We start from the raw sequence: 19,532 nt of genomic DNA on the forward strand, positions 1-19,532 counted from the left end.
AGTATTTTATTAAAGTATAACAAGTTTTTCGTATTTTTCTGTTTTTTTGTTAGTCAGGGTCGATTTGACCGTCAGCTTATAGACATACACTCCTTTGCCTATCTTGTCGCCAAAATCATCTTTTCCGTCCCAAGAAATCTCTCTAGATAAGAAGCCTTCTGTCGTTACTATCTGATTGATTGTCTTTACGATCTTTCCAGTAATGGTAATGACTTGTACCTGTACTTCTAGCGGCTCATACGGGCGGTTATGGGTGAACCAAAACTGCGTGTAGCTCACAAACGGATTAGGATAGTTCAGTACATTTTTTAAGGTCACGGTTTCATCTCCAACCACAATAAATTGTATTTCTGCTGTCACCGGATTGTTGTACACATCCCAAGCCTTGAAGGTAATTGTGTGCAATCCAACTGCTAAATTTCGGAAAGGGAAGCGTACTTTTCCTTTCGTATGATTGTCTAATTCGGTTTCGTAATAGTCATTAAGTATGTACGGATTGTTCTCGTCTCCGTCTAAAATTGCGACAATATCATGACCGATTCCGCTGGCGGTGTTGATTCCGTTTTCATCTTCCAAGAAAGCCAAAAATATAGGTGACTCGTTGGTAATGCCTCCCGAAATAAACGTCTCGTCATTCATGTACAATCGCACTCTCGGGCCTATGTTGTCGGCAACAGCATTCGGATTGATTCCTCCAATTTTTATATCAGTATTGTATCCTGTCTGGTCTTCGAGGACTTGGTTCTTTTTCGCGTAAAAGCTGATTCTTCCGTTTCCGACAGGTATAGAAATGTCTCTTGGCACTACAAAATTAAATTCAAACTGTCCGTTGGTAACCGATGCGTTGCCGCGGAAAACAGTTTCTCCTAATAACACAAAATCCATCAGGATTAGGTTGCCCGTCCCATCGGTTATGCCATCGTTTCCTAAAGTGGTTCGCTGTACGTTTTTATCGAATATATTTACGGATAAATTGCCGTTGTAGTTTGGAAGTATAGCGTTTCCGTCTACGTTTCTTACTTCACCCGATAATTTTACCGGACTCAAAGCATTAAAAACAAAAGTAGAAGAAGCTACTGGCTGGTCGTTTATTTTGGTCAAGACTATCGTAGGCTTCGGGATGGCTAATCTTAGCGCAGGGTCGCCGACATATGAAACCATCAAGGCCGTGCCGTTGTAATTGTTTTTTGCAACCCTTAGTGCTTCTGATATTGGAACATTGCTCGTGGTACCATAGCCGTATAATTCACTAGAAAAAGCTTCATTGATATCTTGTCCGGTTGTCACGCTTATCTGTCTCGTGGTCGTTACCATTGATATGGCGCCGCCTTTCGGATTCCAATACGTATATTCTCCGGCCGTTGGTCTAAAAGGATTATCAAATCTTGTGAATTCACAAGTCACAGTCACAAACAGCGGATACTTATAACGGTTGTTTAAGTTCTGAGCGTCGGCTTTTTCAAAGATCCTTTCCTTTGCCAGTCCGTCTTCACCGCCATGTCCGAAATAATTAAAGACCAAAGCGCCTTGGTTGATCGCATCCACAAAATCCTTTCTGGCTTTTGGATAACGGAAACCTCCTGCCGAAGCTTCTTGTACATAAGAATCGGTGTGTATTTTTTCTACGTTCACAAATGGTTTCTGTGCTGCAATCTGGTTCCCTAAAGCATCAATTCCGGTTTGGATTGAATTTTCCCAAGCCACATCTACGTCGTCAGAAACCAATACAAAGTTGTTTCTCCATTTTCCGTACGATTCGATAGCGTGGTACTCAATAACCTTGGTGACCATTTCTTCTGCTTGTCTTGCATCCGAAACGAGCATTCTTCCAACAGCAAGTTCCATGTCTTGAACAGAACCGCTCAAGGTCATTGTTCCTTCGTTGTCGTCTAGCATGGTAAAATAATCGTCAGACATATAAGAGCCGCCTAGCGAAAAACTGTTCAGGGCTTGAAATACGGGCACGATGTTCGTGTTATTCGAAATCCTGTTTTTGTAATCGAAAGAAGCATCTCCAAACAAATTCAGGTATTTGATTCGCTTGGTAGGAATCGATCCGTTGTTATAGATGTATTTTACAAAATTTCTGATTGCTCCGATATCTTGCTTTCCAGAAGAAAACTCTTCGTAGATATTTTCAAGATTGACAACTTTTACGTTCAATTGCGAATGTGTCCTGTGGAAATTTGCCAATCGTTCTGCTTGTGAATTCAGAAATGCAGGAGTCACGATTAAGTAATCGACGTCTTGAAATGCGCCTTGAGAATTTTTAAGGATAGTTCCTTTCAGGTTCTGATTTGCTACGCGGGTTTTGGATTCCTTTAATGGCGAGTAATAATCAGAGGCATCAATGGCAATGTATTTTCGGTCTTCGCCCAAATATGCTTTAAAAGCAAATGTGGCCGCTCCGTTATTTTCTACTTTTCTTACATTGTAAATGTCAGTAATGTCCCATGCCTGCGTTATGCCTGCCGCGTTCGAAAGCTGGTATTGAATTACTCCCGTGTTGACATCGGCATCATTATATTGGAATCGGAATTGTTTTCCATAACCTTGCAGGTTTCTTTTGGCTTCTACTATAATATAGTCCAGATAAGCATCGGCGCTAGGAACGCCTCCATTGTTATAGCTTAATTTTACTGCAACATTTTCTGCCGCAGGGAAATTCCCTGTAAGGCTTCGTTCAAAAGCTACATCGCCATCAGTACTTGTAGGAGGGAAATTCATCGCGCCTATGTTTTGGCTGTTAGCAGTAACGCTCATAGTCGTTGCCGAAAAAGCAGCTGCGGCTGTGTTAACGGTAAGTTTTATCTGGGTTCCTGAAGCAATATTAGGAAACTTGAAGTCAAAAGTCTGTTCGTTTTCGATATTAAACCGTTCTCCAAACCATTTTCTTCCCAAGCGACCTATGTTTGTCTTGTCTTGCTCGTGATATTGGTAATCGTCAAAAGTAGTAGCGTTAAGTGTTGGATTGTCGTTAATAACGTCCATATTTCCGATTCTTTTTCCCGGTCCACCTTGCGCTGTTACATAATAATACGACCGGTCTGCATACAAATTGTTGTGTGTCTGGCTTTCGCTGTTCCAGTTGTCAAGTCCTTCGGCATAAAAAAGAATGTAATCTTGGTTGTCAAGAGAGCCGTCGTTTTCTCCTATAATAGTAATGGCGTTTTCGGCTAAATCTTCGGGATAAAAAGTTCCGTTGAGCAGCGGCAGCATTCGGCCTCCGTTGCCATAAATTTTTATGTTTCGGGCATCCACGCCATTCAGGTTCATGCCTAAACTCTGCAAGAAACTCCTTGATATTTTATATACTCCAGATTTTAGTACGTAAAATCGATACCAGTCACCCGAACTCAAGACAGAATTTGAAATAGACGCAGAACTCTGGGTAGAATAACGGCTCGGCCTGTTGGCGGTTGTCGTAAATGAATAGGTGAACGATTTTACTCTTTGAAAACCTGCGCCCGATTTAATGATAGGCGACAAGGCAAGCACCGCTCTTTGAGAAGCAGCGTTGTTCATATTCGTGATAGTCGCTCCTATAGTAGAAGGAATCGATGCTGTTCTTAAATCGCCCAGCTGTTCGCGACTAATCGTTTCGTAAACAATATTGGTAATCTGCAGGCTGCTTTCATCGGCAAAACCTGATACAGGAATTTTAATATTGAAAAAAATAGCTTTCTTGTCATAATCATACTGAAAGCTGGACGATTTAAAGATAGGTGCTTTTATCTGGATCTGCTCCGAATAAATACCTGAGTTGTCAATCCATTCAATGGAAATATTGTCTCTCTGCTGGGCAAAAGAAACATAAGAACACATAAGCAATAAGAGGAAGGTAATCTTTTTCATTAACTTGAATAACGCTGACTGCGCTTAATTATTACGAAAAGTAAAAATAATTTTTTTAACTTAATATTAAGTACAATAAACCCATTAAATTTGCGTTCTTAAAAAAGGCTTTTAACAAAAAATTAGTTTTTTATTAATATTTGAAAATTGTTGTTGCAGTTTAATGGTTAATTATTATATTGCGGCTCGAAATTTATTACCTACTGAAAGTATGAAAGTAAACAAAATTATGGCTTTGAAGCTGATGCTGTCCTTAGCATTGGTTATGGGTTTTACTAGTTGTAGTAAAAAATCCAGTTCAAAAAACGCATCTTCTGCCACGGGTTGGAAAATCAATGACAAGAAAGGCGGGTTCCAATACAACTCTAAATTCAAGAAGCAAGAGACTGCACCTGGATTGGTTTTGGTTGAAGGAGGAACGTTCACTATGGGTAAGGTTCAAGACGATGTGATGCACGATTGGAATAATACTCCTAACCAGCAGCACGTTCAGTCTTTCTATATGGATGAGACTGAAGTTACCAATCTTATGTATATGGAATATCTTGACTGGTTAAAAAGAGTTTTTGATCCAGAAGATGAAAATTATAAAAATATCTACGAAGGTGCGCTTCCTGATACATTAGTTTGGAGAAATAGATTAGGTTATAACGAAACAATGACCAATAACTATTTGAGGCATCCTGCTTATGCAAACTATCCTGTAGTTGGTGTAAACTGGATCCAAGCTGTTGAATTCAGCAAATGGAGAACAGACCGTGTGAACGAAAATGTTCTTGAAAGAGAAGGCTACCTTAAAAGAGATGCTAAAGTTACAGATGCTAAAGGTGACAACACTTTCAGTACTGAGACTTACTTGAATACGCCGACGAAAACGTACGGTGGTAACGAAGAAATCGTCTTGAAAGGAAGAAGAGGAAAATCTAAAGACAGTGTTAACCTATATGCTCAAAGAACTTCTGGTATCATACTTCCAGAATACAGACTTCCAACTGAAGCTGAGTGGGAATATGCTGCTGCTGCTGATGTAGGAAACAGAGAATACAACCTTTACAGAGGTCAAAAGAAATATCCTTGGAAAGGAAACTACACTCGTTCTGGAAAAAGACAAGTTAGAGGTGACCAATTGGCTAACTTCAAACAAGGTAAAGGAGATTACGGCGGAATTGCAGGATGGTCTGATGACGGTGCTGATATCACGAACGTAGTTAAATATTACCCACCAAACGATTTTGGATTGTATGACATGGCAGGTAACGTTGCAGAATGGGTTGCCGACGTTTACAGACCGATTGTTGATGATGAAGCAAATGACTTCAACTACTACAGAGGTAACGTTTACATGAAAAACAAAATCGGTGAAGACGGAAAAGCTGAAATCGTTACGGGAGAAAATATTGCTTATGATACGCTGGCAAACGGTAAGATCATCGCAAGAAACTTCCCTGGACAAATTGCTCAAGTTCCAGTTGATGAGAAAGAAACTTACTTGAGACAAAATTTCGACAAGTCTGATAACAGAAACTATAGAGATGGTGACAAGCAGTCAACTAGATATTATGACTTCGGAAGTTCTGAAGACGGTGAGAAAGTAGATGATTCTAAAAGAATGTACGATTCTCCAAAACATAATGTGACTACTGATAGTTTAGGAAATATGGTTCGTAAATATGACCATTCATCAAAAAGAACAACTTTGGTAGATGATAACGTTAGAGTTTACAAAGGTGGTTCTTGGAGAGACAGAGCCTATTGGTTAGACCCAGCTCAAAGAAGATATTTCCCTCAAGATATGGCTACTGATTACATCGGATTCAGATGTGCAATGTCTAGAGTAGGTCCTAAATCTGACAAAAAGAAAAAAGCAAGAAACTAATTTTCTATACTAAATTCTACAAAAGCCCTTTTATTAGGGCTTTTGTTTTTTTAAACCACTTGTAATGGAAATTAAAGACATACACGATTTATTTTTAAGATGCGCTTCCGTCTCGATCGATACTCGAAAGATTGAAGATAACTGCATGTTCTTTGCTATCAAAGGCGAGCGTTTTGATGCCAATACTTTTGCCGCAGAAGCCTTAGAAAAAGGAGCTTCGTTTGTTATTATTGATAACAAACAATATTTTATAGACGACAGGACGATTCTGGTTAACAATACTCTGGAAACATTGCAGGAAGTGGCCAAGTTCCATAGAGACTATCTAGGACTGCCGATTATTGGGTTGACAGGAAGTAACGGAAAAACAACCACTAAGGAGCTGATCAATGTGGTGCTTTCAAAAAGGTACACTACAAAAGCTACAATCGGAAACCTAAACAATCATATCGGCGTGCCGCTCACATTGCTTTCTTTTAATTCGGATACTGAAATCGGAATTGTAGAAATGGGAGCCAACCATCAAAAAGAAATAGAATTCTTGTGTAGCATTGCCCGTCCCGATTTTGGCTATATTACCAATTTCGGAAAAGCGCACTTAGAAGGCTTTGGAGGAGTAGAAGGCGTTATCAAAGGCAAAAGCGAGATGTACCAATTTCTTTCCGACAATAATAAATATGTCTTTGTAAACCTTGATGATACCATTCAAAGAGAAAAGACAGAAAAAAATCTCCGCATTACATTCAGCCATTCCGACAAAAATGCTTCTGTCTTGATTAACAAGATTACGGCGAATCCATTTGTTGCTGTTGAATTTGATGGAATAAAAGTGAAATCGCACCTAATTGGCCTGTATAATGCAAACAATATCAACGCTGCCATTACCATAGGCCGTTATTTCAAGATTTCTGATGACGAAATAAAAGAAGCCATCGAAAGCTATATTCCAGAAAATAACCGCTCGCAGATGCTGGTCAAGAATTCTAACGAAATCATTCTAGACGCCTATAACGCCAATCCGAGCAGTATGGAAGTAGCCATCAAGAACTTCTTGCAACTTGACAAACCAAACAAGGTCGCGATTTTGGGCGATATGTTTGAACTGGGCAAAGAGAGCTTGCACGAACACAAGCATATAGTAGCGTTGCTTAAGAATGAGAAGGAAGTTGCCGCCTATTTTATTGGTAAAGACTTTTATTCTAATAAGCTAGACAAAAAGAACCTGTTCTTTTTTGAGACATTCGATGAATTTTCTGAAGCCTTTAGAGAAGAAAAGATGGAAAATAAAACGATGCTGATTAAAGGATCGCGAGGCATGGCATTAGAAAGAACGCTAGAATTGTTATAGCCGAGACGGCAATTAGAGAGTCCCGAGAGATACTATATTTTAAAAACTGCCGTTATACTTTTAAAACTAAATAAAAAACTTATTTTTGTCTTGAAGCAATAAATGCTTTACGATTCAAATAACCAAAATTCGAACGATATTTATGATATTTTCAACCATTTTACTGCAGACTGATACCATTGCAAAAGCTTCTACCAATACAGTAATTGAGGGGATCGCAAAAAATGAAGAAATGAATCTATTTAGTTTCTTGATGAAAGGTGGAGCATTTCTTGTTCCGATCGTCATCCTTCTTTTTTATACCATCTATCTGATTTTCGAAAGATATCTTTCGATCAAGAAAGCAACGAAGCAAGATTCACACCTGATCAAAGATATCAGCATACAGTTGAATTCGGGAAACATCAACGCTGCGCTGTCTTTGGCCGAAAGATCAAACACAGCCTCTGGGAATGTCTTGAGAGAAGGAATCCTGACCATCGGGAGGCCGATTTCTGAAATTGAATCCAACATGGAAAGAGCTGCCAATATCGAAATTGGCGAAATGGAAAAAAGAATGGGACACTTGGGGCTTATTGCCGGTATTGCACCGACTTTAGGTTTCGTGGGTACGATTTCTGGAGTTATCAAGATTTTCTACAGCATTTCGCAGACCGAAGATATCAGTATCGGTAATATTTCTGGCGGTTTGTATGAAAAGATGATCAGTAGTGGTGCAGGACTTGTTGTAGGAATCATTGCCTATGCAGGCTACCACTTGTTCAATGGGGTGATTGATAATTTCTCCCTGAACGTCCAAAAGCAGATATTGGAATTTGTAAGTATAATCCAAAGACCTAACGATGGCTCTAAAACGAAATAGAAGATTTCACGCGGAAGTAGCTACTTCTTCCCTAAGTGACATTATGTTCTTTTTGCTGTTGTTCTTTTTGATCATATCAACACTGGCAAATCCGAACGTAATCAAGATGACGTTGCCTAAAACGCAGCAGAATGATAAAACGAACAAGCAACACATTACGCTGTCGGTTTCGGAAGAGAAACAGTATTATGTAGACAAGCAAAATGTTTCTTTCGAAGAATTGGAAGCGACGCTATTAAACAAAATGGGCGATGCCAAAGACCAGACCGTAATCGTGAGGATTCCGTATAATCTGCAAGTACAAGACTTGGTCGATTTGCTTCAGATTGGTGTCAAGAACAACTTAAAGTTTGTCATTGCTACAGATAAGAAATAAAAATACAAGAGATAAAAAAAACGCTTCGGGAAACCGGAGCGTTTTTTGTTGGGATTCCAACCCAATATTTTCAAGTAGCTAATCATTTAAACGTTATTTCCTAACTCTATTCTTATAATTTTTTACAAGAATGTAAACCGAAAATGCAAAAACGACTAAGTAAATAATACCTAATCCTATATTCTTAAACTTTAGATTTTCAAAATCGAATTCCTTATACAATGCCGATCCTACAATGATGGCTATAATACCAAAAATAAATGATGATGCTTGTTTGTTTTCCATATGCTCTAATGTTTCTTCGAAGTTAATGAAGGGTTTAATTTTTATTAATTTGTTTAATAATTTTTCTTAAACTATCTGAACTTTATATTCCTAAAAATAGTCTAGTCGGTTTACATCTTGATAAACTTTACCGTTACCTTTTTTTCTGAAAACGGAAAACTCATAAAATATAAACCTGTTTCATATGAAGAGACATCAATTTGAGAAGTATTTTTCACTTGCTCAATAACTTTACCAGTGGCATCACTAATAATAATGGTTTCAGGTATAGAATTATTTGTTGTTTCGATATACAGAGTATTTTTTACCGGATTTGGATAAACAGAAGCAAAGGGTTGTAATTTATTCGAAATGCCTAGACTACAATCTGCTTCATTGTTGACGTAACTTCCACTAAAACCAGCCGACCAAATTTCGGTATTTAGTAGGTAATTAGCATTTTTATTATCTACATAAACACAAGTCAGCATGGGATTCAAACCGATATGAGCATATTGTATGTTTTGGTTATTTCCATTTCTTAAGTCTAATGCGGCTAATTGATAATTATTATAAATGTCAAGTCGAGTTAGAGCAATATTAGATGATAAATCCAAATGTTGTAATTGTTGACTTGAATATAGAGTCATCTTTTCTAATAATTGGTTTTGCGATAAATCTAGGGTTGGCAAAGTAACGCGAGATAATGCTAGGCTCTTCAAGGTATGGTTTTGCGATAAATCTAAAGATGTATAACCTCCTCTAAGATACAGGTATGTTAAATGGGGTGAATTGGTAAGGTTGATTGCTCGCATTTGAAGTGCATCAACTGATAATGAATCTAATGCCGAATTTTGTTCGACATTTAGATGATTCAGCGATTCACTATTAATTCTGACCGATTTTAAATTAGGTGCGACAGAGGCATCAATTTCTAAAATAGAGTTTGATTTAACATATAAGTTTTCTAATAAGGGATGGTTCGAAAGAAAATCATCATTAGCAACTGGGCTATCTATAGATAAATCCGTTAGCAATGTATTAGATGCTAAGTTTAGTATGGTTAACGGTGCGTCGAATGTACGGATGTCTACTTTTTGCAATAATGTATTAGTGCTTAAATCTATAGATGTCACATTGCCATAAAGCCTAAAATCTGTTAACCCAACTAATGGTGAGACATCGAAATGGTATATAGTAGAGCCAAAAAAGCCGGCACCAAGTGTGAGTTTGGTCAATGCGGTATTATTTGAAAAATTTACATTATTTAGCGTATTGCTGTAGAGATCTAAAGTTGTTAATGCAGTATTGTTCGATAAATCCAGAGTATGTAATTCATATCCGCTAATATCTAAAGTTAAAGTTTTTAAAGCAATATTTTGTGACAAATTCAAGCTCTGTAAAGAATAGTTATAGATATGAAGTTCTGTTAACGAAACAAAATCCTCAATTCCAGTAACAGAACCTATAAAGTCTAGGGTTAATGATGTCACGCCGCTAATATTTGCAGTAGGCACATAATGATCTATTGGGCCAGAATCATAACCTAAGTAAATAAGTTTTTCTTCGAATGAACTGTTTGGTATATAGGTAAGCTGTGAGAACGAACTGGTCGAAATTAGCATAACTACAAACATGTAAATATTTTTCATAATAATTCTTTTATGATACATTAATTCTTTAATATTTTTCAAAATTCTTGTGAGTTGAGTTTAAAACAGATAGACTAATTTCTGTTAAAGATAGAGTTTTCGCAAATACAAGGGTCAGCCGCCCAACGGATTTTTCATCAGTTAAGCTATTCGTCCTTTTGCAGATAACTATGTTAATTCTATCTGTTTGCTCAATCCATATCGTATTGCCTCATCAAGCACGTCAATATTTATATCTTTCAGCGATTTGAATTTAATGCAATAGCCAGTTACAGTTGCCTTGCCTATTGTAGATCCAAAGTTGTTGGGTAAATAGGTTTTGTCTTCGAGTCCCATAATATAAACCGAAATGCCTATTATATTCGCGCTTATGCCGATTTGATAAAATTCTTTGAAAGAACCATCTTTATAACGCATCATAAACTGTCCGTAGCCGATATTCGGATTTGCAATCACTTTACCCGTAGCGTCTGTGCCGTCTAAAAACCATAATTTGCTATTAGGCAACAGTTGAAGCATTTGCTGATGCAACATTTGCATATCAGTACTTTTAGGTTCTTCTTGGCTGTCAATATAAGCTTTGATTTGTTTTTCTACGTCCATGGTATGGCAGTGTTATTTTTTGAATTTTGAATTTCTCCAAGACGCTAACATCTTCTCTCCTTTGGATGTGTCAATATACATGATGTTGACTGTCAATTCTTTTTTTTCAAACAGTCTACTAAACATTAAAAGAGTCATTACCATCTTATTTGGAAGCTCGATTTTTACCTTAAAAGTTTGAAATACAAAACCGTCAATCTTTTCTGTTGAGCTACTTCTCTCAATCTTTGCTTGAGGCATTTGGCTTTTAAACGTTTCAAATACAATATCGTTTATAGCTTTGCAGGATTCTAAATAATTCCCATCTGTAGCCTCGTCAAAGGGTTGGTAGTTAGCCTCAAAATAATTGAATTGATCGTTTTGGAAGACGAAAATTGTCTTAGCCTGATTAATAATTTCTTGCCCAATGGTCTTTTCGAGGGCATTAGTACCTTTATTTTGAACTTTCGACCACTCTTGTGTACTCACGCTCACAAAATCTTTGGGAATAACGATTGTCCATTTAAAATCTTTATTATAAATCGTATTGCTGTCAGCTGTTTGCGCGTGGCAACTTAAGATTGCTGCAGCCCAAAAGATAAAGGCATATTTAGCTTGTTCATTTTTTAGTATTTTGTAGGGTACTCGCGACCTGTTTCTATTTTAGCTTTTCAAAGCCATACAATGTTATATAATCAATTTTATGCCCCCAAAGCTCACTAGTAGCTGTTTTAGGAAAAGCGCCCACAATGCTGGTATTTTCAAATTTATCCGAAAAATAATATTTTATATCCGCCTTGTAGGTTATTGGCTTTTCAAGATTGTTTCGAAGCAATAATACACTTTTCCAATCCTTATCCTCTTTTCCTCCGTTATAAAAGGCGCCCATAAAAAATAATTCTATGGTGTTCTTTTGTGGTTTTTTTGAAAAAAGATCTTCATTTTTATCCAAATCATAGTAGCCTTTAATAGGCTCGATTGCCAAGACTTTATATTCGTATTTGTTGTTCTCAATCTCTTTTAGTTCTAGTGTTATTTTAGAACCGAGAGAAAAAGTAAACTTTCCATATTCAGTAGGGAATTTTGTAGGAACATTTATTTTGGTTTGAGAATACAGATAAGAGCTCAAGACAGTGAACAGAATAAGGAAAAGCTTTTTTTTCATTTAGGATTCTTTTTTTGAGTTTTATTATTGGTTAACTTAATTCTGGATATTTTTTAATACGGTTCTACTTTTTACTATACTCATCTTCGGCTGTCATTTTCTTGTCAATGTTAAAAATATAAATAATACTCCGCTACAAAGCAGAGCCAATGCAAGGAACAAACAAATTGTGCTTGTCGGATGCCCTGATTTTGTTGTAAAAGCAAACCCACTTAAAAGCCAACTCAAAATTATTGCTCCAATTGAAAGGAATATTTTATTTCTTTCGGTCATTTTACTATCGATTTATTTATGCCAATTAAGGCCTTTTGTATCTTCTTAAAAGATTTTATTTCTCCTTGTTTATTTACATGAGCAATTCTTAAAAACTGTTCTTCTAATTTGAATGGAAGATAAGGAACTATGCTATCGACATAACTCCAAAATTGTAAGTCTGCCTCTTGAAATGGAAAGAATAATGTTGGCGAGCACGATTTTGTTCTCGAAAGCCAAACGCAAAGAGATGTTCTGTTATCTTGATTTGGCAATTCTTCTTTATTGATTGTATCAACTAATTTAAAGTCATACGTTACAAAAAGCTCGAGAGACCCAAAGGAGGACTTTGGCAATGGGCTATTTTCGATAATATATCCAATTGCTTCTTGCCATCTATCTTTAGTAAATGTCCAATTGTAGCGGTTTGCCGAAACTGGTTCTCCGCTGGGATAGTGGTAACCAATCGGTTCTGCTTCACTTGTTCCAAACCGTTCAATAGTTTTTTTAATTATTTTGTTGAGAGCCTCAACAGGATCTGTTGCCTCATAAGCCGTATAAGCTGCTAATTGTAATGTGCTAGGCTCAGAAATAGTTGCAGTAGTGCAATGCTGCAAAAAAAACTCAATGTCTTTAAGTATGTCTTGAAGCTTGCTTTTGTTGAACTTTTGTGTTGTTCTGTTTTTAGAAAGAGAATAAATTATATAGGGTTTTTCCATGTTTAAAATTTCTATTAACCACTAATTTACATACTGAGTCGTATTACAAACGTCTATTTTCAGCTGGCAGACGACAAAACAACAATATTGCAAATTGCTATTATAGGCTGGCGTGATTGTTGTCTTCAAAATTTTCAACTATACCTTTTAATTCTTTTAAGCTTTCCGGAAGCGGATTTAAAACAATTTCTTTATTTAATTCCGTTACTATTTCAGATTCGATTTTACAGAAGATTCGACTATTCTCTTTATAGAAATGAAATTTTAAATTATCTAAATTAGGATTAGAGGGATACAGTATGTTTTCAAGATAATAACTTTCAAAATTATATTTTATTGACAACCTAAATAGGGTTGGGTCTTTTGGAAAATCTACAGTATTGGCTTTTTGATTTTCAAAAAGTGTAAAGATTGTAGCGTTCCAAATTCCTTGCGAAAATTGAATCTTTAAATCTTTATCATGATCTCCACTAACGATAATTTTCATAATTGCTGATTTATGTGGTTTTATAAATGCTTACTTCCCAATCAACCTCTCCAACTTCTCAATCATCTCATCCTTTTCTTTTAACATACGCTCATAAAGCTCTACCATCTTATCAATAGGATTGAAACTTGGTTGGTAATTGAATACTGCCGGATTAGTCATAGTGGCATTATCATTATTGTTGATTATATTAGAAATAACGTTTATGGCTTGTTCCTCACTAAAATTCTCAAAAGCTTCTACAGGCACTTTTAATATTTTAGCCACCTGCACGAGTATGTTGGCTTCTACGGTTTCTTTCTGCTCTAAGAGCGAAATTTTCTTTTGGTTCCACTCATCGCCCAATTCAAAAGCTAGAGCTTCTTGCTTGATGCCCAGCATTTCGCGAAAGCGCTTGATGTTTCGGCCTTGGTGTATTTTTTTGTGTGGCATGTCGTTGTGTATCATAATCGTAAGTATAAAATTTTTGTTAAATATAGAAAAATATAGTTTATAGTTGACAGTGAATAGTGGATAGTGGAAAGTTATTAAGATTGGAACTGGAGGCTACAAACTGGAGCAAGTAACCTACCTTTTGTTCTTGGCCGGCGTCACTATATCTGCTGAACGATGGGATGATTTTTAATCTTCTTCATAATGATTAATTTTAATGTTAGTATAAAATTTCTGAAACTCCGTATAATATCTTATGATGCAGCACAAAATCAGCCTAATACGGCATAGAAGAACTTTTTGCTCTCTACTATTTGCAATTGCAGTATTACATCTGCTTGGCGCTGTTTGCAAAAGCTTTTTGCTAGATTACATTTTGCAATTGTTATATTACATTGACCAGATGTAGTCATACAAAAAAACCTTTCGTGCATGCTGTTTTATAGTTGTTGTTTTACATTTGTCTAATGTTGTATTACAAAAGCTCCTTGCTAGATTGCATTTTGCAATTGTTGCTAGCATCTGCCTGATGTTGATTGCGGCAACTTTTTGCAACATGACATTTTGTAATTGCAGGACAACATCCGTTCTATGCACGCTGAATCGACAGACTGTAATGCTCATTTTTCTGTATGTTATGATCAATAGCTCCATCTACGCTTTCTTTATCACGAAGCAGTCCAAAGTCGGACTACTTCTGTTTTTCTTGATACAATACTAAAAGTTCGATGCTAAAAACGCAACCGAAAAGTAATAAGTGGTCAAATACAGGCGTAAGTGGTCGGTTTTTGGGTGTAACTGTTTTTTTTGACCTGGCTCAAAATGGGAGAAAATAGGGTAGGTGAAAGTAAAAAAAAGTAAATCCGATAATTCAATAAATTATCGGATTGTAAACGTATGAAGATTAGATTTAGGACATCTTGGCTTTATTTCATATATTCTATTTCTCTTTTGTATTTTGAAGCCTCATAACGCTGTTCCTTTCTGCCGTCTGCAAGATGATATGTCACCAGTTGCTTTTTTTTCATTTCGATTGCGTTTCCTTTAGCGTCAACTGTATAATCATATTGCGTACTTAGCGCATCTTCTTTATAATAGACCGAATAGGTTTTTAAGTTGCCATTCTTATCATAGGCAAACTCATGACGCGATTGTATACTGCCATCGGGATTAAAATTAATGATCTTTATTTCATTGCCTTTGGCATCATAATACACTTGCTTTTGTATGTAGGTTACATTTTTAAGTACGTTGGTCGTATTAAATTCTGTATAACCGTCTTTAGCTGTACGATTATATTTTTGGTGAAATTGCAACGCACCATTATGATACGTCAAAAATTCGGTGTTATTGCCTTGCTTGTCATACGACCAAGTATATTTATATTCGCCTTCTTTTGGCCTATTGATCGTTTGGCCTATCTGTTTTCCTGCCTTGTCATATGTATTTAGGACGGTTTCTTCTAGATTTCCGTCAAAATCATACCGTTCTTTCTTTATCTCGTTATTGGCAGCATCATGCCACAGCCTTACTTCCGATGTCTTATAGCCCATTTCAAAATAATTGCTTACTACGGCTGCATTGCCGCGTTTGTCGAGCTGTGTTATTTTTACAAACTTTGTGGGTTCTTGTCCTGTGCCGTATCCTCGCATTTTCTTAAGTTCGGCATTATCTCGTATTTCAAATTTTTTTATAAAAGCATCAATATCCTTGCACTGGCAGCTGTAATTGGTGACGGTAGTGCCGTTAAAAATATTGACCTCGTTAGATTGGCTCCCTCTCTCTGTTTCGGCAAACGAAGTAAGCAGGCGGTCCTTTTTATCATATGTTGCTTTTTTGACAACAACCGAAGAAGGGTTTAGGCTGTCGCCAAAAAGTCTGTAGGTTGTATAGGATTTGATTTTTCCTTTTAGCGGAATCTTAGAAAATTCATCTTGTGCAAAAAGGCTAAACGGCAGCAATAGGAGCAGAGCAAATACGCCTATGGTTTTGAAGGATTTCAGTTTTTTGCTTTTGGCCATTTTAGTTTATTTTAGGCAAACATACCATATTTTTTAACATGTAAGCATCCAATTGCTACTGACACTTAGTAGTATACTCTTTCCTTAACAAACGTAGTTATTAAAAATGTTATAAATTTTCAGTAAAAGGAGTCTGTCTTGCTTAATAAGCTGCTTTTGTTTGAAAAATTCTTTTTTGTTGTATAATTAATTATTTTTTTATAAATTGCCCTCGTATTAACTAATTTTTATGAAGATGCATTGCTTGCTTCTAGGAAACTAAAAGGCATGATTTTTACTTGCGAAAATATGCCTCCAAGTAGATTTTTTTAGTCTTTCTAGAGTATCAAAATGTATTTTATTATTAATTTTTTAATACTTTATTTTATGAAAAAAACGCTACTTTCTGTTTTTTTACTTTCTGTTTCAGGATTCGCTACTGCTCAAACCGTTTACAGTTTCGGTTTTAGTGGCACCACAGCAGAAATGGAGACCGCCGGATGGATGAGGACTAACCAAAGTAATCCTATAACAACAGCATTATGGACGATTGCCTCTTACACTCCTGTTACTGTAAATACTACTGTAACACCCCAAATTCAAGGCAATCCATTCAATGACAGGGTCTATACTAACGGTGAGGTAAGTCCAGTTCCGAATGGCCAATCGGGAGGGCCTAATTCCTTTGCTTTGGTTAATTTTAGAAGTACGACTGGAACTGGAACAATCAGCAACTGGTTGATCAGTCCTGTGGTTACAGTACAAAATGGCGATGTTGTTTCTTTTTGGTCTAGAAAAGGAACTTCGGCTACAGACGATTATCCGGATCGTTTGGAACTAAGGATGAGTACGGATGCAACGCATGTCAATCCAACCGGAGGCGCGACAGATGTAGGATCATTCACTACTGTTGGTGTTACTGTTAACCCAACATTGGCTGCTGGATTTGTGTATCCTAAAGTTTGGACACAGTATAGTTTTACAGTTTCAGGTCTTTCGGGTCCAACAGCTGTGAAATTTGGATTTAGATATTTTGTGACAAATGGAGGGCCGAGTGGTGCCAATTCAGATATTATCGGAATTGATACTTTTGATGTAAACAGGGCATTGAGTACGGATGATTTCTTTGCAAATAATTTCTCTGTGTATCCAAATCCATCAACGGGGATAGTAAATTTAACAGGCAAAAACAACATGGCTATCAATACCATCCAAATCACAGACTTGAACGGACGTGTCGTTAAAAATGTCAATGCAAAAGGTATTTCTGAAACTCAAATCAACATCTCTGACCTGACTACAGGCATGTACTTTTTGAATGTACAGACCGATTCTGGATCAGGAACTACAAAAATTATAAAAAACTAATTTCATTACGTTAATATAATAAGACAAGCCCGCTCCTAAGAGCGGGCTTTATTGTTTAAAGCAAAAAATAAGGATGCGTTATTGATAAGACTGAACGTGCAAGAATAAACTACTTCTTAAAACCAATCCTTGTAATACCTTGTTCAGGGAATTCCTCAATAAAAGGAGTCAGCGAAATATGCTTTTTCTTTTTATCGAATATCGTCATGTGCCATTTGTTCATCTTTCCTGCAGGAACATTTACATAAAGCGAGTTGGCTTTTTTTATTAGATATCTCGTTCGATATTCTTCTTCAGGATTGTAGAACTGCGAGGAATCAATCCCAATAATTAGTATTTGCCGGAATAGGGCTTCAACCTTTTTTATGTCATCGTCATTTAGTCTCATAATACAAATTTAGGATTATTTCAGGTAATTGTGGAAACCCGTAAGGAACTTAGTTACGGCTAGAAAAAAAAACAGCAAATAAATCCAAAAGCCGTCAATCTTAATGTTTTAGTAAAAATGCAAATCGGTTTTATTTGTATGTTTGCGCTCAACAAACATTTTCTGTACAGCTCTAGGTAATTTTCTTGTTGGCTGTTCAGATCGATACCCCTACAAAATGCAAAACTATTTTAGATTGCTTATTTTATTGGTCCTTTCAGGCCTTGCTCCAAACCTGTCATCGGCGCAGACCACAATTCTAGACCAGACGTTGCTTACGGCACAAAGTTTTAATACGTTTACCGCTTTCAGTGTTACGGGTTCGCAAAACTGGTCGCATAGTACGACTTATGGAGCCATGTGCAACGGGTATGCAGGTGGACAAAGCTTTGAAAACGAAGACTGGCTTATCAGTTCGGCAATGAATCTGTATCAGACAGATAACGTAAAGCTTACGTTTAACCATACGCGTGGCAATGCAGGCGTCCTAAATGTAGGCGTGGCAGAAGGCTGGTATAAAGTTTTTGCTACAGCTAACTACACAGGCGATCCGGCAACAACAACATGGATTGAACTGACAGGATTGAACCAAACGGTTCCTACTGCCTGGCAATATGTGTCTTCGGGACAGCTTGTGATACCAGATGCTGCGAAATCAGAAAACTCACGCATTGCTTTTCGCTATAAAAGCAGCGCCACTCAGAGCGCTACATGGGAAATAAAGAACGTAAAAGTTGTGGGTCAACCGCAAGCAACAAATCCGAATGCAGGTGTTTTTAAAATTACAAACTGGAATACGGAATGGCTGGGCTGTACTTCATTTGGGCCAACTAACGAAAGCCAGCAGATTGCTAATGTTGCGGCGGCCATGCTTTCGATGAATTCGGATATATATTGCATTCAAGAAGTTTCCAACACAGCTTCAAACCCTTCTATCGCAACACTCGTGTCGCTTTTGGGCAGCGACGAATGGGAAGGCAAGATTGTGCCTATAACAACAGGCGATTGCGACCAGAGACAGGGTATTATCTATAAAAAATCAAAAGTACAGTTTGTGAGCGCTACGCAATTAAGCAGCGGCAGTCCGTCGCAAGGCAACTCTTATAATTATAATTGGTCAGGCGGACGCTATCCTGCGTTGTATTCCGTAAACTTTATTTCGGGGACTACATTGGTTCCTGTATCTATCGTAAACATTCATGCTAAGGCAGAAGATGGCAATGCTGCGAGCTATACGCGCCGATTAGGTGCTTCACAAGCCTTAAAGATGATTCTTGACGGAACTAGCTATAATTCTAAAAACCTGATACTGATTGGAGATTTCAACGATTATCTTATCGGAACAACAAGCGATGCCTGCGCCTGTACGCTGTCGCCCTATAAAAACTTTGTCGACGATGAGGTCAATTACAACAGCATTACCAAAAACATGGTTGATGTGAACCAGACTTGGGGAACGCACCCAATTATCGAAAATATCATCATTTCTAACGAGCTGTCCGCCAACTATGTTTCGAGCAGTACGGCTCAAGAAGCGGCGATAGTGCAAAATATCAGTAATTATTATAATACGACTTCCAACCATTTGCCGGTAAGCGCGACTTTCCAATTTTCGGTACTGGGAACTCCGGAGTATACTTATGCTCAAAAAAGCCTATTGTCGATTTATCCGAATCCTGTAAAAGAAGAATTGAAGTTTGATACGGCTGGACTAGAAGACAATGCGACAGCACAGATATTTGATCTGACCGGCAGACAGATGAGCTGTCGTCAAATAGATGGGAATACAGTTAGCGTTACAGCATTGCCAACTGGAATTTACATTTTGAAAGTGGGTAATAAAAGTGGAAAGTTTGTGAAGGAATAG

General features: G+C 37.2%; 16 protein-coding genes. 6 read left to right on the forward strand and 10 right to left on the reverse strand.

What is annotated here, in order from left to right:
• Positions 1-9: 9 nt before the first annotated feature.
• On the reverse strand, positions 10-3,855 hold the full coding sequence (gene porU, locus OLM56_RS06305) for a type IX secretion system sortase PorU (RefSeq protein ID WP_264528707.1): 3,846 nt from the start codon (positions 3,853-3,855) through the stop codon (positions 10-12).
• A gap of 211 nt (positions 3,856-4,066) precedes the next feature.
• On the opposite strand from porU, the gene gldJ reads away from it, so the two are divergent.
• The 4 genes from gldJ to OLM56_RS06325 all read left to right on the forward strand — a co-directional run bounded on the left by gldJ (position 4,067) and on the right by OLM56_RS06325 (position 8,317).
• On the forward strand, positions 4,067-5,731 hold the full coding sequence (gene gldJ / locus OLM56_RS06310; protein ID WP_121376954.1) for a gliding motility lipoprotein GldJ: 1,665 nt from the start codon (positions 4,067-4,069) through the stop codon (positions 5,729-5,731).
• A gap of 64 nt (positions 5,732-5,795) precedes the next feature.
• Positions 5,796-7,079: a UDP-N-acetylmuramoyl-tripeptide--D-alanyl-D-alanine ligase gene (locus OLM56_RS06315; protein WP_264528708.1), complete on the forward strand. Its 1,284-nt coding sequence runs from the start codon at positions 5,796-5,798 to the stop codon at positions 7,077-7,079.
• Positions 7,080-7,224: 145 nt separating this feature from the next.
• On the forward strand, positions 7,225-7,941 hold the full coding sequence (locus OLM56_RS06320) for a MotA/TolQ/ExbB proton channel family protein (RefSeq protein WP_121376953.1): 717 nt from the start codon (positions 7,225-7,227) through the stop codon (positions 7,939-7,941).
• A complete protein-coding gene (locus OLM56_RS06325) occupies positions 7,922-8,317 on the forward strand; it encodes an ExbD/TolR family protein (RefSeq protein WP_121376927.1) in 396 nt (131 codons plus the stop codon). The genes OLM56_RS06320 and OLM56_RS06325 overlap by 20 nt, the downstream gene beginning before the upstream one ends.
• A 395-nt stretch (positions 8,318-8,712) precedes the next feature.
• Here OLM56_RS06325 and OLM56_RS06330 read toward each other — a convergent pair whose 3' ends face one another.
• The 8 genes from OLM56_RS06330 to OLM56_RS06365 form a co-directional block, all read right to left on the reverse strand.
• Positions 8,713-10,233: a T9SS type A sorting domain-containing protein gene (locus tag OLM56_RS06330; protein WP_264528709.1), complete on the reverse strand. Its 1,521-nt coding sequence runs from the start codon at positions 10,231-10,233 to the stop codon at positions 8,713-8,715.
• A 168-nt stretch (positions 10,234-10,401) separates the two neighbouring features.
• Complete coding sequence (locus tag OLM56_RS06335; protein WP_264528710.1) at positions 10,402-10,836, reverse strand: DUF1801 domain-containing protein; 435 nt, start codon at positions 10,834-10,836, stop codon at positions 10,402-10,404.
• A gap of 12 nt (positions 10,837-10,848) precedes the next feature.
• Positions 10,849-11,304 carry a hypothetical protein gene (locus OLM56_RS06340; protein WP_264528711.1) on the reverse strand — a complete coding sequence of 152 codons (456 nt, stop codon included), beginning with the start codon at positions 11,302-11,304 and terminating at the stop codon, positions 10,849-10,851.
• 169 nt (positions 11,305-11,473) lie between these two features.
• A complete protein-coding gene (locus OLM56_RS06345; RefSeq protein WP_264528712.1) occupies positions 11,474-11,980 on the reverse strand; it encodes a hypothetical protein in 507 nt (168 codons plus the stop codon).
• A 269-nt stretch (positions 11,981-12,249) separates the two neighbouring features.
• Complete coding sequence (locus tag OLM56_RS06350) at positions 12,250-12,951, reverse strand: hypothetical protein (RefSeq protein WP_264528713.1); 702 nt, start codon at positions 12,949-12,951, stop codon at positions 12,250-12,252.
• 100 nt (positions 12,952-13,051) lie between these two features.
• Positions 13,052-13,438, reverse strand: coding sequence for a hypothetical protein (locus OLM56_RS06355; RefSeq protein WP_264528714.1), 387 nt, complete (start codon positions 13,436-13,438; stop codon positions 13,052-13,054).
• 30 nt (positions 13,439-13,468) lie between these two features.
• Positions 13,469-13,885: a helix-turn-helix domain-containing protein gene (locus tag OLM56_RS06360; RefSeq protein ID WP_264528715.1), complete on the reverse strand. Its 417-nt coding sequence runs from the start codon at positions 13,883-13,885 to the stop codon at positions 13,469-13,471.
• A 911-nt stretch (positions 13,886-14,796) separates the two neighbouring features.
• Positions 14,797-15,891 carry a hypothetical protein gene (locus OLM56_RS06365; RefSeq protein ID WP_264528716.1) on the reverse strand — a complete coding sequence of 365 codons (1,095 nt, stop codon included), beginning with the start codon at positions 15,889-15,891 and terminating at the stop codon, positions 14,797-14,799.
• A 366-nt stretch (positions 15,892-16,257) separates the two neighbouring features.
• Between OLM56_RS06365 and OLM56_RS06370 the strand changes: the two genes are divergently transcribed.
• Positions 16,258-17,238 (forward strand): T9SS-dependent choice-of-anchor J family protein, encoded by a 981-nt coding sequence (locus OLM56_RS06370; protein ID WP_264528717.1) that lies wholly within the window; start codon positions 16,258-16,260, stop codon positions 17,236-17,238.
• Between the two features lie 109 nt (positions 17,239-17,347).
• Here OLM56_RS06370 and OLM56_RS06375 read toward each other — a convergent pair whose 3' ends face one another.
• Positions 17,348-17,626: a hypothetical protein gene (locus OLM56_RS06375; RefSeq protein ID WP_121376916.1), complete on the reverse strand. Its 279-nt coding sequence runs from the start codon at positions 17,624-17,626 to the stop codon at positions 17,348-17,350.
• Positions 17,627-17,861: 235 nt separating this feature from the next.
• Between OLM56_RS06375 and OLM56_RS06380 the strand changes: the two genes are divergently transcribed.
• Positions 17,862-19,532, forward strand: coding sequence for a T9SS-dependent choice-of-anchor J family protein (locus tag OLM56_RS06380; protein ID WP_264528718.1), 1,671 nt, complete (start codon positions 17,862-17,864; stop codon positions 19,530-19,532).

It is taken from the genome of Flavobacterium sp. N2550, from assembly GCF_025947265.1.
In the GTDB taxonomy this organism is placed as follows: domain Bacteria; phylum Bacteroidota; class Bacteroidia; order Flavobacteriales; family Flavobacteriaceae; genus Flavobacterium; species Flavobacterium endophyticum.